We start from the raw sequence: 25,108 nt of genomic DNA on the forward strand, positions 1-25,108 counted from the left end.
AATGGAAACAATTTTTAGTATGATCGGTCTGCTAGGAGGACTCTTTCTATTAATCTTTTTGACGATGAAAGGTGTTAATATCATCGTCGTTGGGCCAATTTCCGCAATTTTTGTTGCTGTATTATCAGGGATGCCACTATTTCCGCAACTTGCGGCTGAAGGCGTACCAAACTTTGTAACGAGTTACATGACTGGGTTCACAGGTTTCATCATGTCTTGGTATTTGATGTTCTTACTTGGTGCGATTTTCGGGAAAGTGATGGAAGATAGCGGAGCAGCGGATGCTGTTGCAAAGTTTGTAACTGACAAACTAGGTTTGAAATATGCAGTATTAGCTATTGTTATCGCCTGTGCTATCTTGACGTACGGTGGAGTTTCTTTATTTGTAGTTGCATTTGCCGTCTATCCAATGGCAATTTCACTATTCAAACAAGCGAACTTACCAAGACGCTTTATTCCGGCAACATTAGGTCTTGGTTCTGTGACGTTCACGATGACATCAGCAGGTTCACCAGAAATTCAAAACTGGATTCCGATTCCTTTCCTTGGCACGAATGCCTATGCAGGGTGGGAAGTTAGTATCATTGTCGCCATCTTCATGGCTGTATTTGGTTATATGTGGTTAAAAAAGCTAATTGTGAAAGCAGTAAACAAAGGAGAAGTGTTTGAGGCACGTCCAAATGATCCAACGTTTGACACGACACGACCATTACCAAACCCATTCCTTTCTTTTGTACCTCTCGTTGTCGTATTGATCATTGCATTCATCTTCCATGATTCACTGCAGCAGTCGGCTTTAATCATTGCCTTGTTGTCTGGTATTTTGGCAACATTCATTGTTAGCTGGAGATACTTTAAAAATCCATGGGAAGCTGTCTCACAAGGGACTCTTGGAGCAATTATTGCAATCGGGAACACGGCAGCAGTAGTAGGTTTCGGTGGAGTGGCAAAAGAAACAGAAGCCTTTTCAATTGCAGTCAATGCAATGACGAGCATTCCAGGTTCTCCGCTTATAGGAGCAGCAGTTGCTGTCTCTGTTATTGCGGGTATGACGGGCTCTGCTTCGGGTGGTCAACAAATCGCTTTACCACTAATTGCACCGGGCTATTTAGATGCTGGTGTGAACGCGGAAGCACTTCACCGTGTAGTTGCGATTTCATCAGGTGCACTGGATTCACTTCCGCACAATGGGTATGTTGTTACGACAATTCAATCGATTTGTGGCGAGAAGCATAGTGCAGCCTACTGGCCAATGGCGGCAGTAACTGTAGCAATTCCAGTGATCGGTGTAATTATTGCGATTGCTCTATTCTCATTAGGCTTTGGTATTTAACAGTAAAGTGATTAAGCCGCCTCGTGCGGCTTTTTCTATTCAGAATAGCAACAGGAGGGACATCGATGGTACAAGATAAAGTTGTATTAATTACAGGAGCAGCTCAAGGGATCGGTTTTGAAATTGCAGAAGAGTTTTTCAAAAATGGAGCCAAAGTTGTGCTTACAGACATTAACGAAGAAAAAGTAAAAGAATCCGCTGCAGCGCTTGGTGGCGACAGCCTTGGTATTAAATGTGACGTGACAAACGAAGAGGAATTGAAAGCTTCGATTGATCAGACAGTTGCAACATTTGGTCGACTAGATATCTTAATTAACAATGCTGGGATGCAACACGTGGCAATGCTTGAAGATTTTCCGACAGAGCGTTTTGAACTTCTAATTAAAATCATGCTGACAGCACCGTTTGTCGCAACGAAACACGCACTTCCGCATATGCGTAAACAAGGTTTCGGCCGCATTATTAATATGGCGTCTATCAATGGTCTTGTCGGGTTTGCAGGGAAAGCTGCATACAACTCAGCGAAACACGGCGTGATTGGATTAACAAAAGTGGCTGCACTTGAAACGGCAGCAGACGGCATCACAGTCAATGCGATTTGCCCAGGTTATGTGGATACACCACTCGTGCGCAATCAGATGCAAGACTTAGCGACAACACGCAACGTGCCACTTGAAAGTGTACTTGAAGAAGTCATCTATCCATTAGTTCCTCAAAAGCGTCTACTAGACGTAAAAGAAATTGCAGACCTTGCGATGTTTATCTCGAGCGAGCAAGCAAAAGGGATGACAGGTCAGGCAGTCGTATTAGACGGCGGCTACACAGTTCAATAAAGCACTTGAACAACGGCGCGTCTTCCGGTACAATTACAATCAATAACAGACTGTGATAAGGATCAGTAGGAACTGTAGATTTCTTTAGAGAGCTGGTGGGTGGTGCAAACCAGTGAAATCCGATTCTGAACTCCCCTTTGAGTCAAACAGGCGAACATTTAGTAGTCTGTTTCGTATTCCGCGTTAAGGAATCAAGTTGAGCAGAATTCTGCTAATTTGGGTGGTACCGCGTGAGACTAAATTTCTCTCGTCCCTTTTTTAAGGGGCGAGTTTTTTTATTGTCTAAAATGCGCCACCAACAAGGAGGAACTACAATGAGTTTTCCGCATCAGGAAATCGAGAAGAAGTGGCAACAATTTTGGGATGACAACAAAACATTCCGCACAGAGAACGACAACTCAAAGCAAAAGTTTTACGCACTAGACATGTTCCCATATCCATCAGGAGCTGGCCTACACGTAGGACACCCAGAAGGATACACGGCTACAGATATTTTGAGCCGTATGAAGCGTATGCAAGGGTACAACGTATTACATCCAATGGGGTGGGACGCGTTTGGTCTTCCTGCAGAGCAATACGCACTAGATACAGGAAACGACCCGGCTGAATTCACTGCGCAAAACGTAGCGACGTTCAAGCGTCAGATGAAAGATCTTGGCTTCTCCTATGATTGGGACCGTGAAGTTAATACGACGGATCCGAACTACTACAAGTGGACGCAGTGGATTTTTATTCAGCTGTATAACAAAGGCTTGGCGTATGTGGATGAAGTGGCTGTGAACTGGTGTCCAGCTCTTGGTACTGTTCTTGCTAACGAAGAAATTGTCGACGGCGTTTCAGAGCGCGGCGGCCACCCAGTCGAGCGACGTCCGATGCGTCAATGGGTGTTACGTATCACTGAATATGCAGAGCGTTTACTGGATGATTTAGAAGAACTGGACTGGCCGGAAAGCATTAAAGATATGCAGCGCAACTGGATTGGCAAATCTGAAGGTGCTGAAATCACGTTTGCAATCGATGGAACAGATAAGAGCTTCCGTGCGTTTACGACGCGTCCAGATACTTTGTTTGGTGCAACGTATGCCGTGCTTGCTCCTGAACATGCTTTAGTGTCGGACATCACAACAGCTTATCAAAAAGAAGCGGTGGAAGCTTACTTAGATAAAGTGAAGTTAAAGAGTGATTTAGAACGTACGGATCTTGCGAAAGAAAAGACAGGCGTATTCACAGGTGCTTATGCCGTTAATCCTGTATCTGGTGAAAAAATGCCGATTTGGATTGCAGACTATGTACTTGCTACTTACGGAACAGGTGCTATCATGGCGGTTCCGGCACACGACGAGCGTGATTATGAGTTCGCTACTGAATTCAACTTACCAATCAAGGAAGTCGTGGCTGGAGGAGACATTACAAAAGAAGCATACGTTGGGGACGGCGAGCATGTGAACTCGGAATTCCTTGATGGTTTAGGAAAAGAAGAAGCTATCACAAAAATGATTGATTGGTTAGCGGACAATGGTGTCGGCGAAAAGAAAATCACGTACCGCTTGCGCGACTGGCTATTCAGCCGTCAACGTTACTGGGGTGAGCCGATTCCAATCATTCACTGGGAAGACGGCACAATGACGACAGTTCCGGAAGATGAGCTTCCTCTAGAACTTCCAAAAACGACAGACATCAAACCGAGCGGCACTGGCGAGTCACCACTTGCGAACATTGAAGAATGGGTGAACGTGGTACATCCTGAAACCGGCATGAAAGGTCGTCGTGAAACTAACACCATGCCACAATGGGCAGGTAGCTGCTGGTACTATATCCGCTACATCGATCCAGACAATGCGGATGCAATCGCAGATCCAGAGCTATTGAAACGTTGGCTGCCTGTAGATATTTATATCGGTGGAGTCGAGCACGCTGTTCTTCACTTGCTATACGCGCGTTTTTGGCACAAAGTGTTGTACGATGTAGGCGTCGTCCACACAAAAGAGCCATTCCAGAAGTTATTTAACCAAGGAATGATTCTTGGGGAAGGTAACGAGAAGATGTCAAAATCAAAAGGCAATGTTGTAAATCCGGACGATATCGTTCTTTCACATGGTGCCGACACATTACGTATGTATGAAATGTTCATGGGACCACTTGAAGCAGCTGTTACATGGTCAACAAACGGATTAGACGGCTCTCGTCGTTTCCTAGACCGCATCTGGCGTTTGATGATGACAGAAGAAGGGACGCTTGCTGCAAAAGTTCAAGAGTCATCGGACACAACACTTGAGAAGGTCTACCATCAAACAGTGAAAAAAGTGACAGAAGACTACGAAGGCATTCGTTTCAATACAGCCATTTCGCAATTGATGGTGTTCATTAACGAATGTTACAAAGCCGATGTTGTGCCAACGCATTATGCAGAAGGTTTTGTGAAGATGTTGTCCCCAATTGCACCGCACGTAGCGGAAGAGTTGTGGCAGCACTTAGGTCACACAGAGTCCATCACATATGCAGAATGGCCAATGTATGACGAGAGCAAATTGGTCGATAACGAAATCGAAATTCCGGTTCAAGTGAACGGAAAACTTCGTGCGAAAGTCGTTGTGGCGAAAGATGCTTCTCGTGAAGAGATGGAGAAAATTGCGTTTGAAAACGAAGTAGTAAAAGAGTGGACAGACGGCAAGGAAATCCGCAAAGTGATTGCAATCCCTGGCAAGATGGTCAATATTGTCGTTGGATAATAGATCAGCCCCCTTCATCTATTTTGGTGGAGGGGGCTTTTGATTGAGTTCATTAAAAGTGGAAATCCCTGCACCCAGGTTGCCATTTCCTGGGTGAGTTTCCCTGAGCCTCCCCACGTAAGCTGAAAGAAGGGCACTTTCATCTTCGTTGCCGGGTCTCAGGAAAACTCAGATGGCCCGGGAAATGACAACCTGGCTTCCGGGATTTGATACCAACTTTAATCGCAAAAAAAGAACTTCCAAGTTAATGGAGTTCTTTATTTGAATTATTAACTGTTATTTATGTACCTTCTCATCTACGAACTTTTACACTATTTTTGTAAGACCCAGCAATTATTACATAGCAAAATAGTAATGTGGCAACTATTAATATCGTAACCGAGATGAAACTGGGATCACCCAGAAGAGCCTGAAAGATATTTTCCAATGAAATTCCTTTATCTGTCCATCTTAAAATGCCTGATAAAATGAAACCAGTCAGTATTCCAGATAACATAAGCCTCCAAAATTTAGATTTACTCATATCAGCCTCCAAAATTTTAAATATGTTGAATTAGTACTTCACTTAACATAATAATATCATAATATTCTATATTTGGAATTTTATTTCCTTTTTTTGATGGGTGACAGGCACCGATTTCTCTCTTTAATTGCGACGAATCCCTATATAACACCATTTTTATTTCCAACAGTTCCCATTTGGTGCCTGTCACTTATTTTTTGAATTAGTTTCCATAATACGACTTCGGTAGAATAAATTTCGATTTGGGTAGATTAAATCCCACTTTGGGTAGAATAAATTTCACTTTCGGTAGAAGAACGGTCGCTCAGTTTTCGAGTGCCCGATTTTTCATGGGATCTCCTTTATCAATTTTACTTAACTCTATGTCTTGGAGTCGGCTCCACATCTAGGCGAAATCGAGTTCCGAACGCCAGAAACACGCTCCGGAATCAGCCGCACCCGCAAAGGCTGAAAAGCGCCTTCACGGGCACGTCTGATTTCCTCGGAGTTTCTAGAGTGGCGTTCTACACATCTAGAGTAATCGAGTTGCGCCTCCTAGAAATCCCGCAAGATGCCAACGCATCCCATGAAGCAAAGAGCGCTTCACGCGCTCCGCTGTCATCTTGCACAATTTCTGAACAGTCGGCTCCACATCTAAAGTGACGCCGCACTCATCCCCGCAACTCTGCCTGTAACAAGGGCCGCTGTGATATTGTAGCCGCCCGTGTAGCCGTGGATATCCAAAATTTCCCCGCAGAAATAAAGCCCGTGCTTTTTCTTCGACGCCATCGTCTTTGGCTCGATTTCTTTGATTGAAACACCGCCACCCGTCACATAAGCTTTTTCAAGTGGCTGCGTACCATCGACTAGCATCGAAAACGACTTCAACAATGTAGAGAAAGTACGTACGCGTTCAGCTGACAACTCTTCACCACGCAAGTCCTCACTGATTTCCGCACGCTTCAGCAAAAATAACAGCCATCTTTCCGGGACAAGGCCTTTCAATGAATTCTTCACTGCTTTTTTTGGTTCGTCTTTTAAAATACCGTACACATGTTGGAACGTTTCTTCACCGTTCATTTCCGGCAATGAATCGATGCGCAGTTCGACGGGTTTTCCACCATTTTTCTTACGTTCTTTTACAACAAATTGACTGCAACGCAAGATAGCGGGACCGCTGACGCCAAAGTGCGTGAATAGCATATCCATCTGATGCGTTACTAGTGTTTTGCCTTTAGCGTTGTGCACGCTCACGGCAACATCGCGAAGAGCAAGGCCTTGCAATTCTTTTGTGCGAATAAATGCTTCAGAAGATAAAACGGGTACTTCTGTCGGGAAAAGTTCCGTTACTGTGTGGCCAGCTTTTTCTGCCCATGGGTAGCCATCTCCCGTCGAGCCTGTTTGCGGAACTGCTTTTCCACCAACGGCAACTACAACGGCATGCGCGCGAATTTCTGTACCGTCTTCGAGGCGAACGCCAAGTACTTTTTCATCGTCCATTAATAGCTTCGCAACTTTTGTTTGTAGACGGACGTCTACATGCCAGCGTTTCATTTCGTCAATCAAAGCATTGACAACATCCATGGCTTTGTTCGAAACGGGGAACATGCGCCCGTGATCTTCTTCTTTTAGGGGAACATTCAACGCTTCAAAAAACGCAATGATGTCTTCGTTATTAAATACAGAGAATGGACTGTACAAGAAACGACCATTTCCTGGGATGTGCTCTACGATTTCTTCTTGAGGCAGCCGATTTGTTACGTTACAACGTCCGCCACCAGAAATGGCTAATTTTTTTCCGAGCTTCGTACCTTTTTCAATGAGTAAAACTTTTTTCTTTTCGGCACCTGCAGCGCACGCCGCCATAAGTCCAGACGGCCCGCCGCCGATTACGATTACATCAAACATGAATTGGTCACAATCCTTTTTTTCTTTTTAGTATACAACATTGAGCTTTTGTGTGAGGAGTTGTAAACTGAAAGATAGACATTTTGCAGATGGGAAGATGATGATGGCAGGAAATTTGCTGAAAGGTACTATGATATTAACGCTCGGGCTCGTTTTATCACGAATTCTTGGCGTACTTTATGTAATTCCGTTTTATCAACTGATTGGGGAAGAGTATGTGGTGCTTTATCAATACGCATATGTTCCTTATACGATTATGCTAGCCATTGCGGTTTCCGGTGTTCCGGTAGCAGTCAGTAAGTTTGTTTCGAAATATAATGCAATGGGCGATTACGCGACCGGACGAAAACTTGTAAAATCTAGTGGATTGATCATGCTTGGAACTGGGTTTGTCGGATTTCTCGTTTTGTTTTTTATGGCGCAACCACTCGCAGAAATAGTGATGAATCAACAAGCATCAGGAGATGTCGATGAAAATCTACCATTCAACGTCAATGATGTGGCGACTGTAATCAAATACGTCAGCTTCGCCGTGCTAGTCGTTCCGGCGATGAGTTTAATACGTGGCTTTTTCCAAGGTTATCAACATATGACGCCAACTGCAGTATCGCAATTGATTGAACAAATTGTTCGTATTGCTGTACTACTTGTAGGAGCATTTGTCGTTGTAAAACTAATTGGTGGTACTGAGAAGACGGCAGTTTCATTTGCTGTATTCGCTGCATTTATCGGTGCACTTGCGAGTATGGGCGTTCTGTTTTGGTACTGGAAGAAGCTACGACCTGAGTTCGATGAAATGATGAATTACACGGGGACAACAGAATCAACAAGATCTTTAAAAACGATTTACAAAGAAATGCTGATTTACACGGTTCCGTTCGCCCTTGTTGGGGTCATTAATCCGCTTTTCCAATTTATCGATATGATTACGTTCGTGTCGTCAATGGAAGCGATCGGTGTCGCGAAAGGAACAGCCAATACGTTGCTAGGGATGCTCAACTTCTCGAGCCACAAGCTTGTGATGATTCCGGTCATGCTTGCGATGGGATTCGCGATGACACTGATTCCCTTGATTACGACATATTATGCTAAACAAGACATCGCAGGATTGACGCGTTCACTGAATCAAACATTCCAAATTCTTGTGTTCTTAACGCTTCCTGCGGCAATGGGTATTTCTCTATTGTCGTATGAATTTTATACGGTGTTTTACGAAGCAAGCGAAACAGGTGCGAGCATCTTAGCCGCTTATGCACCGGTTGCAATCTTGTTCGCTTTATACCCGGTAACTACTGCTATTCTCCAAGGAATCGATCAGCAAAAACTCATCATATTGAACTTGATGATTGGCATACTCGTGAAAATGCTGCTGAACGTACCGTTTATTAAACTCTTTGAGACAAATGGAGCAATACTCGCAACATCTGTTGGCTACTTGACAGCCATCACATTGAATTTCCTGGTGATCCGTTACTTCCTTGCATACGAGACTAAGATGCTTTTCAGACGCTTAGTACTGATTGTGGGACTTACTGCAGTCATGCTTGTACTAGCGTTCTTCACGAAGGAACTGTTAGAGCTTTTCTTAAATCCAGATTCCAAACTGCAATCTATTGTCATTATTGCAGGAGCTGCTGGGGTAGGAGCAGCATTTTACGGGTTTGTTAGCTTGAAACTCGGTCTTGCTCAAAAGCTCTTTGGAGAGCGTTTAACTCGTTTCACTAGAAAGTTGGGAATTTCATGATGCGACTCGATAAGTTTTTAGGGAACATGGGCATTGGAACGCGAAAAGAAGTCAAACAGCTTGTGAAAGCACGAGCTGTCACTGTGAACGGAGTTCTTGTAAAGGACAGTGGTTTATCCATTGATCCAGACAAAGCGGATATCCGTGTCTATGATGAACAAGTACTATTTAAGCCGTATATATATTTAATGATGAATAAACCACCGGGAGTCATTTCTGCAACAGAAGACCACCGAGACAAAACGGTGCTCGATTTATTGGATGCGGATGTTCGCCATTACGATCTTCACCCAGTCGGTCGTCTAGACAAAGATACTGTCGGACTCTTGCTGCTAACGAATGACGGCGATCTAACACATCGTTTGCTTTCTCCTAAAAAGAAAGTGCCGAAAAAGTACTATGCTCATGTGGAGGGTGTTGTGACGGAAGCAGATGTTGCAGCGTTTGCGCGTGGTGTGGAAATCGGAGAAGGATACATTACGAAGCCTGGAGAACTGATTATACTCGAAAGTGATTCGGTTTCGAAGATTGAACTCATCATCACAGAAGGAAAGTTTCATCAGGTCAAGCGGATGTTTGAAGCGGTAGAGAAAAAAGTCGTCTACTTAAAACGTCTTGAAATGGCTAATCTTCGTTTAGATGAGACACTTTCTGAAGGTGACTACCGGGAACTCACAGAAGAAGAATTCAAAAACTTACAGTAAACATAAAAGAGAGGCTCCGATTGGGGCCTCTCTTCGTTCTAAGTTGTGGGTTGTCTACGATGAGATTTTAACGCGTTTGTTCGTCGTTGTCCATTTCCCTCTAACAGGGCTGATGACTAGGTCATTAAATGCTAGCACGTTCAAATCTCGTTGAATCGTGCGAGGAGTGATGCCAAATTCTTCGACTAAATCTTGTGTTGTTACTGTTCCGTTCTCACGGATGAACATATACATATCTTTAATTCGATTGAGCATCCGATCAGTAGTTGGTTTCATTCGTAACCACTCCTTCTTATCGTATCCTTGACTCGACTAGCGGACGATTGGTAAAACGGTTAACTAGTTACTTTAGACATCCCCTTTATGTTCTATTCTAAAACTATCTGACAATTTCATTATAAGCGCTTTTGCAACAATTTTCTAGAAAATTTGCTGATTTTACAAAACCTTAATGCTATTTCGGTGTAAAATAGAAGCATTATTCATCTTGAGGAGGACTACCATGAATTGGTTTGAACTAGCCACAGCACGAAAAGACGAGCTATTGAAAGAACTCCAGCAGTTAATTTCTATAGAAAGTGTGTTGGATGAATCTGCTGCTACAGAAGACGCCCCGTTTGGACCCAAACCTCTCGAAGCACTCGAATACCTTCTGCATCTTGGAGCAGAGCAGGGAATGACGACGAAGAATGTTGCAAACGTCGCAGGACATATCGAGATGGGACAAGGGGATGAACTGATTGGTGTTCTCGGTCACGTAGATGTTGTTCCAGCGGGGGATGGGTGGAGTGTGCCACCATTTGAAGGACGAATCGTCGGCTCAAAAATGATTGGGCGCGGCACGATCGACGACAAAGGACCGACTATGGCTGCTTGGATGGCAATGAAACTTGTAAAAGATTCAGGTATTCCACTAGAGCGACGCGTTCGTCTAATCATCGGAACGGATGAAGAGAGTGGATTCCGCTGTGTGCGGCGTTATTTTGAAACTGAAGAGATGCCAACACTAGGATTTGCGCCTGACGCTGATTTTCCAATTATCAATGCGGAAAAAGGAATCGCAGGGATTGAATTGTCTCAGTCGTCAACAAACGAGGCTTCTTCACTAGTATTTTTCCAGTCAGGAGAACGTACGAACATGGTGCCAGATGAAGCGAATGCGCTTCTCGAGTTGCCACTTAGCGAACTCGAGGCCTCTTTCCAGAAATTTTTATTTGCAAATAACCTAAAGGGAAAAGCGCAAAACGTGAACGGGAAAACTTCACTTATAGTCAGCGGAAAATCCTCGCATGCGATGGAGCCGGATAACGGGATCAATGCTGCAGTCAAACTGGCAGAATTTCTTGTTACGTTAAATATAGGCGGGCAAGGTGCGAAATTCGTGAAGACTTTGGTGGATGCATTCGGAAGCGATTCCCGTGGAAAAACATTTGATGGGTATTTTTCTGACGAAATGTCAGGTGAAACAACCTACAATGCGGGTGTCCTTCACTTTGTGCGTGAAGAAGGGTTCACAATCAAAGTGAGCATGCGCTACTCCGTCAGCGCACCGTTTGAAGAACTCGTTGAGAAAATTACGGACTATTTCAAACAGAACAAAGTCGACGTGCGTGTCAGTTCAAACTCAGGTCCGCATTATGTAGATGCATCCGATGAGCTGATTCAGACGTTATCTACTGTATACGAAAGACAAACTGGTGAAAAAGCAGAACTTCTCGCAATTGGTGGCGGAACGTATGCGCGTGTGCTTAAAAAGGGAGTTGCATTTGGTATGGTGTTCCCAGGAGAAGCAGACGTTGCCCACCAAGCCGATGAATTTGTCGACATTAAAAATCTACTAAAAGCGACAGCAATCTATGCAGATGCACTTGCTGAACTCGCGGGAAAGAAGGACTAACTCATGGAAAAAGTACTTTGGAATGATCAACTTGTTGCACGAGACGCTGTACATATCAGCATCGAAGACCGCGGCTATCAGTTTGGAGACGGCATTTATGAAGTTGTAAAGGTATACAACGGAGACGTATTCACTGCAACAGAACATATCGACCGATTGTATGCGAGTGCCGATAAAATCGGTATGGCAATCCCGTACACAAAAGATGTGCTGCATCACTTGATTCATCAATTAATCGAAGAAAATGAATTAGGAACAGGGATTGTGTACTTACAAGTAACTCGCGGTCATTCGCCGCGGAACCATGCATTCCCGAATCCTGCAGTGGAAGCTGTTGTGACAGGCTACACACGCGAATCAGCACGACCTGTCAACGAACTTGAAACGGGAGTTACTGTTTGTTTAGTCGAAGATGTTCGCTGGTTACGTTGTGACATAAAATCTTTAAATCTGCTTGGAAATGTCATGGCAAAACAAGAAGCCGTACAAAAAGGCTGTTTCGAAGCGGTGCAGCATCGCGGAGAAGTCATTACAGAAGGTTCGTCGTCGAACGCATATGGCATTAAAAATGGAGTTCTTTATACACACCCTGTAAACAACTTGATTTTGAACGGAATCACGCGTCAAGTCATTTTGGATTGTTGCGCAGAAATCGGTCTTCCTGTCGTAGAAGAAGCCTTTACTAAGGAACAAGCACTTCATATGGATGAATTTATTGTATCGTCGACTGGAATCGAGGTCATGCCAGTCGTGAAAATCGATGAAACCGTAATTGGAGATGGCAAGCCAGGGGAATGGACTCGAAAGCTACAGCAAGCATTCGAAGCAAAACTGCCACAACAACTTCATGTCTAATGCGCATTATTTTGTAGGGATCCCGGTCCCTTCTAAATACCATGCCTATTTTATAAATCTGCAACAAACACTTGAACTCGAGCACTATTACCGCCGTGTTACGCATGCAACTGATTTACATTGCACTTTGTCTTTTATCGGAGAGCTGTCTTCAGATCAGCTCCAACAGCTTCAACAGCTACTCTCAGAATTGAAGAGTAAACCGTTTTCGATGAGTACCACGGAGATTGCTGGGTTTGGAGAGGGCAAAATTCCTCGTGTCGTCTATACAGCGGTTGAAGGAAATCAAGCACTAGATGAGCTTGAACAAAAAGTGTGGGCCGTCACGTCACGATTCGGGGCAGATAGAAAATCACCTTATGTTCCCCATGTCACGCTTGCAAAACGTACACGACAAATAGAGGACATTCGGTTTACAGGCCAAGCACAAGTAAGCTGGGAGGTAGCCGAGTTCTGTCTGTTCCGTGTCAACAAAGGTATGCGCCCCAGTTATGAACAGATTGCAAGTTTTCCACTGCAACTGGAGTTGTTTCAATGAAGCGGCTCGTTGTAGTTGTAAATCCAGCGGCTGGCAATGGTCAAGCATTAAAGAAATGGTATCAAGTAGAAAAGCAACTGGCGAAACCGTATGAAGTTTTCTTTTCCGAATACCATCGACATGCAGTCGAATTTGCGCAGAAAATCAGTCAAGATGCTCAGCCAACCCTACTTGTTGCGATTGGAGGAGACGGAACGGTTCACGAAGTGATTGAGGGATGTGCAGGAAGCACCCATGTAGAAGTCGTGGCTCTCTCTGCAGGCAGTGGCAATGATTTTGGTCGGACATTCACAAACGTTAAGTCCGCTGAAGAGATTGACTTACTAATGCAATCAACAATTTCTGTTCAGATGCGTATCGGTCAATTATCAACGCCACTCAATCGCGCAATTTTTGTGAACAATGCGGGATATGGATTTGACGCAAAGGTCGTCTATGCAGCCAATCGTTCGATCTGGAAAAAAAGATTCAACCGTTTTGGTCTTGGGAAAGTAGCGTATTACGGAGTCGTCGTGAAGGAGCTTCTCACGTATAAGCCGTCCTCTTTACACCTTGAAATTGACGGGCGGCCGCATCAAATACCGGATGTTTGGTTTGTTGTCGTATGCAATCAATCGTATTTTGGAGGTGGAATGAAAATTTCTCCTCAATCGAATCCGGTGGATGAAATTCTGGAAGCAACCGTCGTATCAAACATTTCAAGGTGGAAATTACTTGTTTTATTTGGTACGGTCTTTATAGGCTGGCACACAAAGTTGAAAGCAGTCCAAAGTTTTTCCGGCACTAGCTTTCGCTTTCGCTTCGCACATGCAACAATTGGGCATACCGACGGAGAATTCTGCGGTGAATTGCTGCCTCATGAATGGGCAGAGGTTTCATTGAAGCCACAAACTTGGGCAATGCCCGTGAAATAGAAAGGTGAACAACTATGCGTTTACGTCATAAACCATGGGCTGAAGATTATATTAAAGCCCATCCGGAAGTCGTTATTGCGGACCCGGAATTACGAAAAGGAAAATGGCATGAAGAGTTCGGGAACACAAACCCCGTTCATGTCGAAGTTGGAACAGGAAAAGGTGCCTTTGTCATTGGCATGGCACGTCAAAACCCGCACATCAATTACATCGGAATCGAATTGTATGATTCTGTTATCGTGGTTGCTCTTGAAAAAGTACTGGAGCAGGAATCTCTTCCAAACTTACGTCTATTGAATGTAAACGGAAAAGACCTCACAGAGTATTTTGATAAAGGCGACATTGGTCAAGTGTATTTGAACTTCTCGGATCCATGGCCAAAAACCCGTCATGCGAAACGTCGTCTAACGCATGCCAACTTCCTGACACTCTATAAAGAGTTGCTACCAGAAGGTGGAGAAGTACACTTTAAAACCGACAATCGTGGCTTATTTGAGTTTTCTTTGATGAGCATGACCGATTTTGGCATGAAACTAGTATTTGTCTCGCTCGATTTGCATGCCAACGAGCCAGAGGACAATGTACGAACAGAGTATGAGGAAAAGTTTGCTGCAAAGGGGCAGCCGATTTATCGACTTGAAGCAAAATTCAACTAGGGGTGAAGAAATGGACACGTATCAATTTGGGGAATTTACGTTTACATGGTTAAAAGGCGGTACAACCAATATGGATGGAGGAGCGATGTTTGGCGTCGTTCCGAAACCACTTTGGTCAAAAAGATATCCGGTCAATGGACAAAATCAAATCGAACTTCCGTGTGATCCACTACTCATTCAAACAGGTGACTACAAAATCTTGTTGGAATCCGGACTAAATGCGGGGAAGTTTGATGATAAGAAAAAGCGCAACTACGGCATTACGGACGAATCTCGTGTCAACGAGCAGTTAGCAGAGCTCGGCTTAACATTCGCCGACATCACGCATATTATGATGACTCACATGCACTTTGATCACGCGTCTGGATTGACGAGTTTAGAGCAAGATGGTTCATACAGCTCCACGTTCCCAAATGCGACAATCTTTGTGTCGGAAGTAGAATGGAACGAGATGCGCAATCCGAATGTTCGTTCACGCAATACATACTGGAAAGAGAACTGGCAGCCAATTGAGCAGCAGGTGCAAACCTTCTCAGAAACGCACGAAGTCATTCCAGGTCTTACAATGATTCATACAGGTGGTCATAGTGATGGCCATAGCATCATCAAGATGGAACAAAACGGAGAGACGATCATTCATTTTGCAGATTTGATGCCGACACATGCGCACCAAAGTCCGTTATGGGTTTTAGCGTATGATGATTATCCGATGACGTCTGTCTTTACAAAAGAGAAGTTAGTGAAAGAAGTGCTCGACAACGGGTACTGGGTAAGTTTCTACCATGACTCGTTTTATCGTTTGTTGAAATGGTCACCGGACGGTAAAGAAATTGTCGACGCTGTGAAACGTACACCTTAATTTGGATCCGGCCTCTGGAGTGGGGGCCGGGTTTTTTGTTGGCGAATAGTTTCCATAACATGACTTCGGTAGAACAAATCTGATTTCGGTAGAATAAAAATCGATTTGGGTAGAACAAATCCCATTTAGTGTCGAACAAATCGCCGCTTCGTCCGATGAACGGCCGCTCAACCAAACTACACACCAAATAAAAAAACGAACCGCTGCTCCAGCGATTCGTTTCACTCACCATTCATTTATGAAATCTTTTTAATCTCTAACACAGAGCCTGTACGCGCATCCGCTGCAAACTCGTAGTTTTCAGTCTGCCCGTTTTTCATACGCGTAATGCCACCTTTAAAAACTTCTGTCTCGATAAAGCCAACATGAAACGGTTCAGTTTTCATATAGACCCAAGACCCGTCAATTGGCCCCTCTTGCTTAAAGGCTTCCTTCACCTGCTCTAAAACTTGATCCGCTGTCACACTTGGAATATAGCGACTAGCTGCTTGTGAAGCGACGACCCCAATCACGACACCTGTTCCTAGACCCATCATATAATCACGTAATCTCATTTACGAATTCCTCCTCTATACAAAAAATACCTTACAAACAGTATATACGTTTTTAAACAGAAAACGAAACATTAGCTATTTCGAAAATCGAAAGAAAAGATGGAATTTTGTACTAGATTCTACTACACTAGAAAGTAGAGTGATTTTGTTAAGGGGGACATTACAAGTGAATCAAGAAACTTTGCAGTTGTTTAAAACATTAACAGAACTACCTGGAACGCCAGGAAATGAGCACCAAGTACGTAACTTCGTACGTTCAGAACTAGAAAAATATTCAGATGACATCATTCAAGATAATTTGGGCGGCATCTTCGGTGTCAAGAAGGGACCTGAAAATAGCCCTCGCATTCTTGTTGCCGGACACATGGATGAAGTAGGATTTATGGTTTCTAGCATCACAGAAAACGGAATGATTCGTTTCCAGCCGCTTGGTGGATGGTGGAATCAGGTCATGCTCGCGCAACGTGTAGATATCGTGACACGTGAAAAAACAATTCCTGGTGTGATTGGATCAATCCCGCCGCACTTGTTGAGCGAAGAAGTACGCAATCGTCCTATGGATATCAAGAACATGTTGATTGATGTCGGGGCAGACGATAAAGCAGACGTTCAAGCGATGGGCATCCGTCCAGGTGATCAGATTGTTCCAGTGTGTCCATTTACGCCAATGGCAAATCCGAAAAAAATCATGGCAAAAGCGTGGGACAACCGCTATGGTGTGGGTCTTGCGATTGAACTGTTAAAAGAACTAAAAGGTGAAACGTTACCGAATCAATTGTTCTCTGGTGCAAACGTAATGGAAGAAGTTGGTCTTCGTGGAGCACAAGCATCTGCAACGATGATTCAACCTGATCTATTCTTCGCACTTGATGCAAGTCCAGCGAATGATGCGTCTGGCGACAAAAATGAATTTGGTCAACTTGGAAAAGGAACATTATTGCGTATTTTAGACCGTTCGATGGTGACTCACCGTGGAATGCGTGAATTCATTTTGGATACGGCTGAAACAAACAAAATTCCGTACCAGTATTTCATTTCACAAGGTGGGACCGATGCAGGACGTGTCCACACGGCAAACGAAGGGGTTCCAAGTGCAGTGATCGGAATCTGCTCGCGCTATATTCATACGGCAGCTTCGATCATTCACACAGACGATTACGCGGCAGCGAAAGAACTGCTCATCAAACTTGTGAAATCAGCAGATGCTACTACATTGAAAACGATCAAAGAAAACGTTTAAAGTGTCCTTCGGGGCACTTTCTTTAATAGGAGGAACTGATATGATTTGCACTATTGGAACACAAAACAAAGCGAAAATTCAAGCTGTGAAAAATGCATGTGAAAAAGCTGGAGTGATCTTTGATTTTCAACCATTTCCTGCAGAATCAGATGTGGCAGCACAGCCCATCTCAGATGAGGAAACACGACGAGGCGCGATAAACCGAGCAACTCACGCATTGCGTGAAACGGAATCAGAAATTGCAATCGGCCTAGAAGGTGGAGTCAAGTGGATCGAAGGGACTCTGTATTTGTGTAATTGGGGAGCACTTGTTACAAAAGATGGAGAGACGTTCACTGCAATGGGCGCTGGATTACCTCTCCCGGAAGAAATCGCAGAGGGGATTCGTGCGGGACAAGAACTTGGACCTTTAATGGATCTTTATACGAACAAACAAAATATTCGCCATAATGAAGGGGCTATCGGCGTGTTCACAAATGGGCTCATTGATAGAAGTGCGATGTTTGAACATATCGTGCTGCAGCTCATCGGCCAATGGATGCGTCAAAAATCAGTTGTTTGATTGTTTTTGCCTAGACAGGTACAATAGAGGGCGGGGAAAAAGAAGGGAGGCCATCAAATGATAAAACGTAAATGGCGATTTTTACTTGTCCCACTGGCTCTCGTCCTTGTACTCGCAGCTTGTGCATCACCTGAAGAACAAGCAGCTGAAGGTGTGCGAAGCGCAACTAAATTACTTGAAGAGACACCTGAGCAACCAAATGAAAAAGTTGGCGAACACGGTCTATTCATTCCATCAGGCTATCAAGTAGAAACAGGGTCAGAGGCACCAAATATATTATTGAATCACTCAAACGACACGTATGTGTTATTTATAAATGAGAATGAACCAGCTACTAGCAGACTGTATTATGATTTACTCGTATCGGATCCTTCAAAAGAAATTGTGGAAGAAGAAACGAATGAATTGAGTGACCAATTTGGGTTCGCAGCTGTGGTCGCGCATTCAGATGATCAATTTGAATTGATTGTTAGCCGCGGCGGCGTAAAGCTTTCCACCGTAACAAATGACAAAGCGATTGATACAAAATTACAAGATATGATGCGGATTGTGCATTCATACCAAACTGAGGAGGCGTCACAATGATTGATTTACAGTCAAAAGAACAGTTTGAAGAGCTAAAACAAGGCAACACAGTATTCTTATTTACAGCTGGTTGGTGTCCAGATTGTCACTTTATCGATCCTTTCATGCCAGAAGTGGAAGAGAAGTTTGCACACTACACATTTGTCTCAGTTGATCGAGATCAATTCATCGAAATCTGCCAAGAGATGGACGTCTATGGCATTCCAAGTTTCATCGTTTTTGAACAAGGGTTAGAAACGAAACGTTTTGTTAGTAAAGACCGCAAGACACAACAACAAATTGAAGAGTTTTTAGACGGTTCACTCGCGTGAGCCGTTTCATTTTGAAGCTGAGAAAGGAGTGCTCTCAATGAAGCCTTTGCAGCTGATTGCACAGTTAAAAACATCATTACTCGAAGAGGATTATACGTATTCCTACAATCGTGAAACCAATATTCTCAAACTCACACATAAACGTGTGAACCGAACAATTGAATTGTCACTCGGTCCAGTGATTGCGAAGTATGGACAAAAGAAGGAAAAGGCGATCGAAGAAGTCGTCTATATGATTCACGAAACATTTGACGCGATGGAAAAAGAGCAGCAAACAGAACGCTACTTGAATCCAACAATTTATCCTGTTATTCGCGCGACTTCATTCCCAACAAAGTCGAAGCAAGGTGTGCCGTTCATCACTAGACCTCACACTGCAGAGACACGTATTTTCTATGCACTGGATTTAGGGTCTACGTACCGCTTAGTCGATCAAGACCTGCTAGGGAAATTGCAAATGACTGAACAAGAAGTAACAGAGTCTGCACTATTCCAATTGCGCAATTTACCAACTGCGTATAAAGTAGATGAAGTTGCAGGAAACAAGTACTACTTTTTCAACGCGAATGATGGCTACGATGCGAGTCGCATTTTAAACGATCGGTTGATGAAGGAGATGCAAGACAAAGTCGAAGGTGAGATGACACTCGCTATTCCTCATCAGGATGTTTTGATTATTGGAGACATTCGAAATGATGCTGGATACGATATTTTAGCCCAAATGACGATGCACTTCTTTACAGTGGGAATTGTACCAATCACATCGTTGTCATTTTTATACGAAGAAGGCGAGCTTGAACCGATTTTTATTCTCGGAAAGCATGCTAATCAAAAGGAGAACAACTAAATGCGCGTGTATTACAATACAAAAGGAATCGGTGACGTCTTATTAATCGAATTAGGTTCTACTACTAATGAACTTTCAACTGAACGCTTTGGCGACGTTACCCTCGTTACAGATGCAGTGACAAATGAAACAGTAGCGTGTAATCTATTCTGTTTTTCAACATATGAAAAGTTGCCTGGAGACGGAGTTGTTGAACTATCTCCTGAATTGGTGTCAAAACTACAACAAATTCTAGATCAAAATGATGTGCCACTTGAATTAAAAGCTGACTTCACTCCAAAATTCGTTGTCGGGCATGTGAAAGAACTAACAGCTCACCCGGATGCAGACAAACTTCGCGTTGCAACAGTGGATGTTGGAGATGAAGAATTGCAAATTGTATGTGGAGCTTCGAATATCGAACAAGGACAACACGTCGTCGTTGCGAAAGTTGGCGCAACAATGCCATCAGGTCTTGAAATCAAAGATGCTGTTCTTCGAGGCGTTCCCTCTTCTGGGATGATTTGTTCTGCAAAAGAGCTAGCAATTCCCAATGCACCACAAGAAAAAGGTATTCTCGTCGTAGACTCTTCAGTCGTTCCAGGTACACCTTTTGAAACGTTATCTATTACTTTCTAAGCATGCCATCTGGCGTGCTTTTTTTATTCCTACTAAAACATCACTTCTACCTAGACGTGTGTACGAAATTCCTACAGACGTCAGGCCTTTTTCTTGGTAAAATGGAGAGATAGAAAGGATGAAGAACACCATGGAATGGGTAAAACGATTATTCCGACAAAACCAACAAGAAGAAATACCAGAACAATCATCCTTTGAAGAAGTGCCGGTGAAGAAGCAGCCACCATTCCGCTTCCCGCTCATTTCGGACGATGAAAAAAACTATCTAGTAAATAAACCTACGGCAGCTCCATTTGAGCCAACGCCTTCAAGTTATTCATATGAAAATCACTATACGCCTTCTGAGCCACAGGCACCGAAAAAGCCGTACGCTCCTTCAGAGCCGCGTACTCCGAAACGCCAGCAAGATCCGGTTTCAAATAAGCCTGTGCAAAAAGAAATTGTACGGTCAAAAAAGCGCTACGTGCCATCTGTCGTTCCTTCGCCAGTCTTTGGGCTGAAGACGGAGCAAGAATCAGCAGCTAGCATCACACGAACAATGCGCACATCTCACTATGATTGGACAGCTGAACAACAGGAAGAGTTACCAGTGCAAGCTGTTGAACTCGATATTCCAACTAAAGGTGAAGCCTTAAGGACAGAACCAGTTGTAGTAGATAAGATGAAGGATGAAATTCCTGCGCCTCAAGAGCAAGTGGTGGAACAGTCAGTAAATCTAAACAATGAAGAAGCAACAGCAACAATTGAGCAAGTAGCCCTTGAACAAGCGGAGAATGTAGTTGAAGAAACTGTACCCGAGCCAGAGCGCCCGAAAGAAAAAATCAAACCTTTCAATGTATTGATGCTTTCTTCGGATAAACGTAAGCTTGAACAAAAAGTATCTGTACCTACTCAGCTCAAACAAGAGCCGATTCAAGTGCCAGCGCAACCAGCTGTACCTCTTGATGAGACACGCGATATGAAGTCTGAAGTAAAAGAAGAACCTATTGTACCCAACTATGCAATGCCAGCGTCCAACTTCCTACATGCACCTGTACATAAATCGGATGATAATGAGTGGATGGATCAACAAGCCGAGCATCTTGTCGAGGCACTCGCACATTTCCAGATTCAGTCTGAAGTGATCTCTATTGTCCAAGGTCCAGCTGTCACTCAGTTTGAGTTAACGGTAGGGCAGGGGACAAAAGTAAGTAAAATCCGTAATTTAACAGATGACTTGAAATTAGCACTTGCTGCTAAAGACATTCGTATCCAAGCACCGATTCCTGGGCGCCGCTCAATCGGAATAGAAATTCCAAACCGTGTGTCACGTGCTGTGCAATTATCGGAAGTAATTGAAGCACCTGCCTTTAAAAATGCAGATTCTCCACTTGAAGTGGCAATGGGGCTCGACTTGCATGGTCAACCTGTGACAATGGACTTGCGCAAAATGCCACATGGCTTGATTGCTGGTGCCACTGGTTCTGGAAAGTCTGTCTTTATTAACTCACTGCTCATTAGCTTGTTATATAAAGCTTCACCGAGCGATGTCAAACTGTTACTGATTGATCCAAAAGTAGTGGAATTAGCGCCATTTAACCATATCCCTCATTTAATCAGCCCTGTCATAACAGATGTGAAAGCTGCTGCTGCTGCACTAAAATGGGCAGTTGAGGAAATGGAAAGACGCTACCAGTTGTTCGCACATGCAGCAGTACGTGACATTTCTCGCTTTAATCAGAATGCAATTGAAGCTCGCAAATTTTCGAAAAAACTTCCATACATCGTAATTGTCATTGATGAGCTTGCGGATATGATGATGGCCGCGCCACAGGACGTAGAGGATTCGATTTGCCGAATCGCTCAAAAAGCGCGTGCATGTGGTATCCATCTCGTTCTAGCTACGCAACGACCAAGTGTTGATGTCATCACGGGTCTCATCAAATCTAATGTTCCAACGCGTATTGCGTTCTCTGTTTCATCTCAGATCGACTCCCGGACGATTCTTGACCAACAAGGAGCTGAGCGTCTGTTAGGAAAAGGGGACATGTTATACCTCGGAAGTGGGATGGCAAGCCCAATCCGGATTCAGGGGACTTATGTTTCGGATGATGAAATCGACAGAATCATTGCGCATGCTCGTTCGCAAGGAGAACCAGACTACATTTTCAAACAAGAAGATTTAATTGTGCGCGCAGTCGAAGTGGAAGAACAGGATGAGCTATTTGAAGAAGCATGCCGTTTTATTATTGAACATGGCGCTGCTTCGACTTCTCTATTGCAGAGAAAGTTCCACTTAGGCTATAATCGAGCAGCACGGCTAATGGATGCTATGGAAACAGCAGGCATCATCACAGGCCAAAATGGAAGTAAACCACGTGAAGTACTCGTATCCGAAGAGTTTTTACAGGAAATTTTGTAAGGAGGAACCCAAGTGACAACCTATCATTTTACAGGAATTAAAGGATCGGGGATGAGTTCGCTCGCTCAAATCCTCCATGACGTGGGCCATCACGTTCAAGGCTCAGATAAATCAGAGTTCTTTTTCACTGAAAAACCTCTTCATGAACGAGGAATCAATGTTTATGAATTCGAACAAGCAGATATTACCGCAGAGATGATTGTGATTGCAGGAAATGCGTATCCAGATTCTCATCCGGAGCTTGAAAAAGCAAGAACTGCCGGTGCAGAAATTATTCGCTATCATACTTTCTTAGGGAATTATATGAGTCAGTTCACATCTGTTGCTGTAACAGGAGCACATGGGAAGACTTCAACTACTGGTTTGTTATCACACGTTTTGAACGTGTATTCACCAACCTCTTATTTAATTGGGGACGGAACGGGGAACGGCTTAGCAGATGCTGAGAACTTTGTGTTTGAAGCGTGTGAGTACCGTCGACATTTCCTAGCGTATCATCCAGATTATGCTGTGATGACAAATATTGATTTTGATCACCCAGATTATTTCACTAGTAAAGAAGACGTATTCTCTGCGTTCCAAGAGATGGCGTCTCAAGTCAAAAAAGCAATCTTTGCTTGTGGAGATGACGATGACTTACTGAAAATCACGGCTTCGGTTCCGGTTATCTATTACGGGATTGAGAGTGGCAACGATTTCCAAGCGACATCCATCGAGAAGACCCCGGATGGTACTACGTTTGATGTGATGATCCGTGATGAGTTTTATCACCGATTCCATATCCCGATGTACGGCGATCACACGATTCAAAATGCACTAGCAGTCATCGCACTTTGTCATTTTGAAGAGATTCCAGCAGAAGCGATTGCCAAAGGTCTATCAACATTCGGAGGGGTTAAACGTCGTTTCACAGAAACGTTTAAAGACGCACGTGTACTAATCGATGATTATGCACACCATCCAACTGAAATTACAGCTACAATTCAGTCTGCTCGTCAGAAGTATCCAGACAAAGAAGTGATTGCTGTCTTCCAACCTCATACGTTCTCACGTACTGCAAAATTCTTAGATGAGTTTGCAGACGCATTGAGTAAAGCAGATAAGATCTATCTCTGTGAGATTTTTGCATCTGCTCGTGAAGCACAAGGGGAGTTAACGATTCATGATCTTCAGAAATTGACGCCAAACAGTGCAATTTTATCGGAAAGTGATGTGTCACCACTTTTGGTCCACGAAGACGCAGTGTTCCTGTTCATGGGAGCAGGAGACGTCCAGAAATTCCAGCAGGCTTATGAGAAGTTGATTTAAAACCGTGCCTCGGGGCGGTTTTTTATTTTCACTTGAAATCTAAGGAGCACTATTGCCATAATAGGAACATGGGAAAAAAGAAGCAGTGGAGTTTATCTTGGATGTCACAGGGTATACTAAAACTAGCAATTGAAAGTTAGCTAAAGGAGGAACAGTAGATGGAGAACTTATTGTACATAGCTGCCGTTATTGCAGCAGTCGGATTCCTTGTTCTCTGTGTCAGCATGGCGATTACCTTGTTTTCAGTAAAGAAAACATTGGCCAACGTTGCTGTTACAGTCGAGCACTTAGATTCCAACCTGCAAGACATGACAAAAGAAACGGCACTATTACTACACAAAACAAACGCTCTAACAGAAGATATTCAATACAAGTCTTCTCAATTAAACGGTCTTGTCACATCTGTTAAAGGATTTGGGGATACTGTTAACCAGTTCAATTCATCTATGCAGCGTATTACAAGCTCTGTAACGAATGAAGTTGAAAAAAATGAAGACAAAATTGCACAAGTTGTGCAGTGGAGCAATGTAGTATTAGGGATTCGCGATCAATGGAAAGAGCGTAAATCATTAGAAGAAGCGGGTTACTATACGTATAAAGCAAAACAAACGAAGCAAGAAGATTCATCATATCAATCTACTTTATAGGAGGAATTACGATGACAAACTACTCAAATAAACCAAGTTATGGCGATAGCCGCAAAAATACAGAGTATTACGATCACGAAGCTTCTTATGCGTCACAAGGTGAGACGTTCTATGCACCACAAAATTATGTGGGTCATGATGAAATCTACCGTGAAGAATCTGCAAGCAAAGACTTTTTGTTAGGCGCATTAGTAGGAGGAATCATCGGAGCAGCTACTGCTTTGTTACTAGCACCAAAAAGTGGAACTGAACTACGTGGTACTATCTCTGAACAAGCTTTAACTATTAAAGAAAAGTCAGCTGATCTTTCTCAAAACGCTAAAACAAAAACGACAGAAATCTCTAAAAAAGTTTCGGATTCTTCTAACCAGTTATTAAGTAAAGTGAAGAAGAACCAAACTCCTCCGATGGATGATGGCACTGCTTCATCTGAAGGTGAAGAAGAAATGGACGTACTGGAAACTGTATCAAATACAGTAGAAGATGTAGATACAGAAACTTCTCCAGTGGGCGAAGCTTTCTCAGACGCATTAAAAGATTCAGAAGAAAAAAAATAGTAATAG

24 protein-coding genes and 1 other annotated feature are annotated in these 25,108 nt (G+C 43.5%); of the genes, 21 read left to right on the plus strand and 3 right to left on the minus strand.

Annotated features, from left to right (window positions below):
• Positions 1-10: 10 nt before the first annotated feature.
• The 3 genes from AB5N96_RS05890 (at position 11) to leuS (ending at position 4,895) form a co-directional block, all read left to right on the plus strand.
• Positions 11-1,333, plus strand: coding sequence for a GntP family permease (locus AB5N96_RS05890; protein ID WP_204590530.1), 1,323 nt, complete (start codon positions 11-13; stop codon positions 1,331-1,333).
• Positions 1,334-1,398: 65 nt separating this feature from the next.
• Positions 1,399-2,166 carry a 3-hydroxybutyrate dehydrogenase gene (locus AB5N96_RS05895; protein ID WP_204590506.1) on the plus strand — a complete coding sequence of 256 codons (768 nt, stop codon included), beginning with the start codon at positions 1,399-1,401 and terminating at the stop codon, positions 2,164-2,166.
• A 43-nt stretch (positions 2,167-2,209) separates the two neighbouring features.
• Positions 2,210-2,424, plus strand: a binding site (T-box leader).
• A gap of 56 nt (positions 2,425-2,480) precedes the next feature.
• On the plus strand, positions 2,481-4,895 hold the full coding sequence (leuS, locus tag AB5N96_RS05900; RefSeq protein ID WP_499704923.1) for a leucine--tRNA ligase: 2,415 nt from the start codon (positions 2,481-2,483) through the stop codon (positions 4,893-4,895).
• 1,156 nt (positions 4,896-6,051) lie between these two features.
• Here the strand turns inward: leuS and AB5N96_RS05905 are convergent.
• A complete protein-coding gene (locus AB5N96_RS05905; protein WP_499704924.1) occupies positions 6,052-7,305 on the minus strand; it encodes a BaiN/RdsA family NAD(P)/FAD-dependent oxidoreductase in 1,254 nt (417 codons plus the stop codon).
• 103 nt (positions 7,306-7,408) lie between these two features.
• On the opposite strand from AB5N96_RS05905, the gene AB5N96_RS05910 reads away from it, so the two are divergent.
• Entirely contained in the window at positions 7,409-9,049 is a 1,641-nt protein-coding gene (locus AB5N96_RS05910; protein ID WP_499704925.1) for a putative polysaccharide biosynthesis protein, read from the plus strand.
• Positions 9,049-9,753: a pseudouridine synthase gene (locus AB5N96_RS05915; protein WP_499704955.1), complete on the plus strand. Its 705-nt coding sequence runs from the start codon at positions 9,049-9,051 to the stop codon at positions 9,751-9,753. The genes AB5N96_RS05910 and AB5N96_RS05915 overlap by 1 nt, the downstream gene beginning before the upstream one ends.
• Positions 9,754-9,807: 54 nt before the next feature.
• On the opposite strand, the gene AB5N96_RS05920 is transcribed toward AB5N96_RS05915, so the two are convergent.
• Positions 9,808-10,029, minus strand: a complete 222-nt coding sequence (locus AB5N96_RS05920; protein ID WP_204590502.1) for a DeoR family transcriptional regulator — start codon at positions 10,027-10,029, stop codon at positions 9,808-9,810.
• A 226-nt stretch (positions 10,030-10,255) separates the two neighbouring features.
• Between AB5N96_RS05920 and pepV the strand changes: the two genes are divergently transcribed.
• From pepV to AB5N96_RS05950, 6 genes are read left to right on the plus strand one after another with little or no spacing between them, the layout of a single operon-like run.
• Positions 10,256-11,650 carry a dipeptidase PepV gene (gene pepV, locus AB5N96_RS05925; protein WP_499704926.1) on the plus strand — a complete coding sequence of 465 codons (1,395 nt, stop codon included), beginning with the start codon at positions 10,256-10,258 and terminating at the stop codon, positions 11,648-11,650.
• A 3-nt stretch (positions 11,651-11,653) separates the two neighbouring features.
• Positions 11,654-12,505, plus strand: coding sequence for a D-amino-acid transaminase (gene dat, locus AB5N96_RS05930; protein ID WP_204590500.1), 852 nt, complete (start codon positions 11,654-11,656; stop codon positions 12,503-12,505).
• A complete protein-coding gene (gene thpR, locus AB5N96_RS05935) occupies positions 12,498-13,043 on the plus strand; it encodes an RNA 2',3'-cyclic phosphodiesterase (RefSeq protein WP_499704927.1) in 546 nt (181 codons plus the stop codon). Before dat ends, thpR begins: the two co-directional genes overlap by 8 nt.
• Entirely contained in the window at positions 13,040-13,957 is a 918-nt protein-coding gene (locus AB5N96_RS05940) for a diacylglycerol/lipid kinase family protein (protein WP_499704928.1), read from the plus strand. The genes thpR and AB5N96_RS05940 overlap by 4 nt, the downstream gene beginning before the upstream one ends.
• Before the next feature lie 14 nt (positions 13,958-13,971).
• Entirely contained in the window at positions 13,972-14,613 is a 642-nt protein-coding gene (gene trmB / locus AB5N96_RS05945; protein ID WP_499704929.1) for a tRNA (guanosine(46)-N7)-methyltransferase TrmB, read from the plus strand.
• Positions 14,614-14,623: 10 nt separating this feature from the next.
• Complete coding sequence (locus tag AB5N96_RS05950; protein ID WP_499704930.1) at positions 14,624-15,472, plus strand: YtnP family quorum-quenching lactonase; 849 nt, start codon at positions 14,624-14,626, stop codon at positions 15,470-15,472.
• A 236-nt stretch (positions 15,473-15,708) separates the two neighbouring features.
• Here AB5N96_RS05950 and AB5N96_RS05955 read toward each other — a convergent pair whose 3' ends face one another.
• Positions 15,709-16,026: a PepSY domain-containing protein gene (locus tag AB5N96_RS05955; protein WP_204590495.1), complete on the minus strand. Its 318-nt coding sequence runs from the start codon at positions 16,024-16,026 to the stop codon at positions 15,709-15,711.
• Between the two features lie 166 nt (positions 16,027-16,192).
• Between AB5N96_RS05955 and AB5N96_RS05960 the strand changes: the two genes are divergently transcribed.
• From AB5N96_RS05960 to AB5N96_RS06005, 10 genes are all read left to right on the plus strand, one after another.
• Complete coding sequence (locus AB5N96_RS05960; RefSeq protein ID WP_499704931.1) at positions 16,193-17,266, plus strand: M42 family metallopeptidase; 1,074 nt, start codon at positions 16,193-16,195, stop codon at positions 17,264-17,266.
• A gap of 40 nt (positions 17,267-17,306) precedes the next feature.
• Complete coding sequence (locus AB5N96_RS05965; protein WP_499704932.1) at positions 17,307-17,828, plus strand: DUF84 family protein; 522 nt, start codon at positions 17,307-17,309, stop codon at positions 17,826-17,828.
• A 57-nt stretch (positions 17,829-17,885) separates the two neighbouring features.
• Positions 17,886-18,413, plus strand: coding sequence for a hypothetical protein (locus AB5N96_RS05970; protein WP_204590492.1), 528 nt, complete (start codon positions 17,886-17,888; stop codon positions 18,411-18,413).
• Positions 18,410-18,724 carry a thioredoxin family protein gene (locus AB5N96_RS05975; protein WP_499704933.1) on the plus strand — a complete coding sequence of 105 codons (315 nt, stop codon included), beginning with the start codon at positions 18,410-18,412 and terminating at the stop codon, positions 18,722-18,724. The genes AB5N96_RS05970 and AB5N96_RS05975 overlap by 4 nt, the downstream gene beginning before the upstream one ends.
• A 37-nt stretch (positions 18,725-18,761) precedes the next feature.
• On the plus strand, positions 18,762-19,571 hold the full coding sequence (locus AB5N96_RS05980; protein WP_499704934.1) for a DUF1444 family protein: 810 nt from the start codon (positions 18,762-18,764) through the stop codon (positions 19,569-19,571).
• Positions 19,572-20,189: a YtpR family tRNA-binding protein gene (gene ytpR / locus AB5N96_RS05985; protein WP_499704935.1), complete on the plus strand. Its 618-nt coding sequence runs from the start codon at positions 19,572-19,574 to the stop codon at positions 20,187-20,189.
• A 130-nt stretch (positions 20,190-20,319) separates the two neighbouring features.
• Complete coding sequence (locus tag AB5N96_RS05990) at positions 20,320-22,590, plus strand: DNA translocase FtsK (RefSeq protein ID WP_499704936.1); 2,271 nt, start codon at positions 20,320-20,322, stop codon at positions 22,588-22,590.
• 12 nt (positions 22,591-22,602) lie between these two features.
• Positions 22,603-23,898, plus strand: coding sequence for a UDP-N-acetylmuramate--L-alanine ligase (gene murC / locus AB5N96_RS05995; RefSeq protein ID WP_499704937.1), 1,296 nt, complete (start codon positions 22,603-22,605; stop codon positions 23,896-23,898).
• Between the two features lie 158 nt (positions 23,899-24,056).
• Positions 24,057-24,545 (plus strand): DUF948 domain-containing protein, encoded by a 489-nt coding sequence (locus tag AB5N96_RS06000; protein WP_204590486.1) that lies wholly within the window; start codon positions 24,057-24,059, stop codon positions 24,543-24,545.
• An 11-nt stretch (positions 24,546-24,556) separates the two neighbouring features.
• Positions 24,557-25,102, plus strand: a complete 546-nt coding sequence (locus tag AB5N96_RS06005) for a YtxH domain-containing protein (protein ID WP_204590485.1) — start codon at positions 24,557-24,559, stop codon at positions 25,100-25,102.
• Positions 25,103-25,108: the final 6 nt, after the last annotated feature.

The organism is Chryseomicrobium imtechense, assembly GCF_041475995.1.
Classification (GTDB): domain Bacteria; phylum Bacillota; class Bacilli; order Bacillales_A; family Planococcaceae; genus Chryseomicrobium; species Chryseomicrobium aureum.

Bases quoted from the DNA above. Each gene is read 5' to 3' on its own strand.
- AB5N96_RS05895 (WP_204590506.1), top strand. From the start codon at position 1,399: ATGGTACAAGATAAAGTTGTATTAATTACAGGAGCAGCTCAAGGGATC.
- leuS (WP_499704923.1), top strand. From the start codon at position 2,481: ATGAGTTTTCCGCATCAGGAAATCGAGAAGAAGTGGCAACAATTTTGG.
- AB5N96_RS05905 (WP_499704924.1), bottom strand. From the start codon at position 7,305: ATGTTTGATGTAATCGTAATCGGCGGCGGGCCGTCTGGACTTATGGCG.
- AB5N96_RS05910 (WP_499704925.1), top strand. From the start codon at position 7,409: ATGGCAGGAAATTTGCTGAAAGGTACTATGATATTAACGCTCGGGCTC.
- AB5N96_RS05915 (WP_499704955.1), top strand. From the start codon at position 9,049: ATGCGACTCGATAAGTTTTTAGGGAACATGGGCATTGGAACGCGAAAA.
- AB5N96_RS05920 (WP_204590502.1), bottom strand. From the start codon at position 10,029: ATGAAACCAACTACTGATCGGATGCTCAATCGAATTAAAGATATGTAT.
- pepV (WP_499704926.1), top strand. From the start codon at position 10,256: ATGAATTGGTTTGAACTAGCCACAGCACGAAAAGACGAGCTATTGAAA.
- dat (WP_204590500.1), top strand. From the start codon at position 11,654: ATGGAAAAAGTACTTTGGAATGATCAACTTGTTGCACGAGACGCTGTA.
- thpR (WP_499704927.1), top strand. From the start codon at position 12,498: ATGTCTAATGCGCATTATTTTGTAGGGATCCCGGTCCCTTCTAAATAC.
- AB5N96_RS05940 (WP_499704928.1), top strand. From the start codon at position 13,040: ATGAAGCGGCTCGTTGTAGTTGTAAATCCAGCGGCTGGCAATGGTCAA.
- trmB (WP_499704929.1), top strand. From the start codon at position 13,972: ATGCGTTTACGTCATAAACCATGGGCTGAAGATTATATTAAAGCCCAT.
- AB5N96_RS05950 (WP_499704930.1), top strand. From the start codon at position 14,624: ATGGACACGTATCAATTTGGGGAATTTACGTTTACATGGTTAAAAGGC.
- AB5N96_RS05955 (WP_204590495.1), bottom strand. From the start codon at position 16,026: ATGAGATTACGTGATTATATGATGGGTCTAGGAACAGGTGTCGTGATT.
- AB5N96_RS05965 (WP_499704932.1), top strand. From the start codon at position 17,307: ATGATTTGCACTATTGGAACACAAAACAAAGCGAAAATTCAAGCTGTG.
- AB5N96_RS05970 (WP_204590492.1), top strand. From the start codon at position 17,886: ATGATAAAACGTAAATGGCGATTTTTACTTGTCCCACTGGCTCTCGTC.
- AB5N96_RS05975 (WP_499704933.1), top strand. From the start codon at position 18,410: ATGATTGATTTACAGTCAAAAGAACAGTTTGAAGAGCTAAAACAAGGC.
- AB5N96_RS05980 (WP_499704934.1), top strand. From the start codon at position 18,762: ATGAAGCCTTTGCAGCTGATTGCACAGTTAAAAACATCATTACTCGAA.
- ytpR (WP_499704935.1), top strand. From the start codon at position 19,572: ATGCGCGTGTATTACAATACAAAAGGAATCGGTGACGTCTTATTAATC.
- AB5N96_RS05990 (WP_499704936.1), top strand. From the start codon at position 20,320: ATGGAATGGGTAAAACGATTATTCCGACAAAACCAACAAGAAGAAATA.
- AB5N96_RS06000 (WP_204590486.1), top strand. From the start codon at position 24,057: ATGGAGAACTTATTGTACATAGCTGCCGTTATTGCAGCAGTCGGATTC.
- AB5N96_RS06005 (WP_204590485.1), top strand. From the start codon at position 24,557: ATGACAAACTACTCAAATAAACCAAGTTATGGCGATAGCCGCAAAAAT.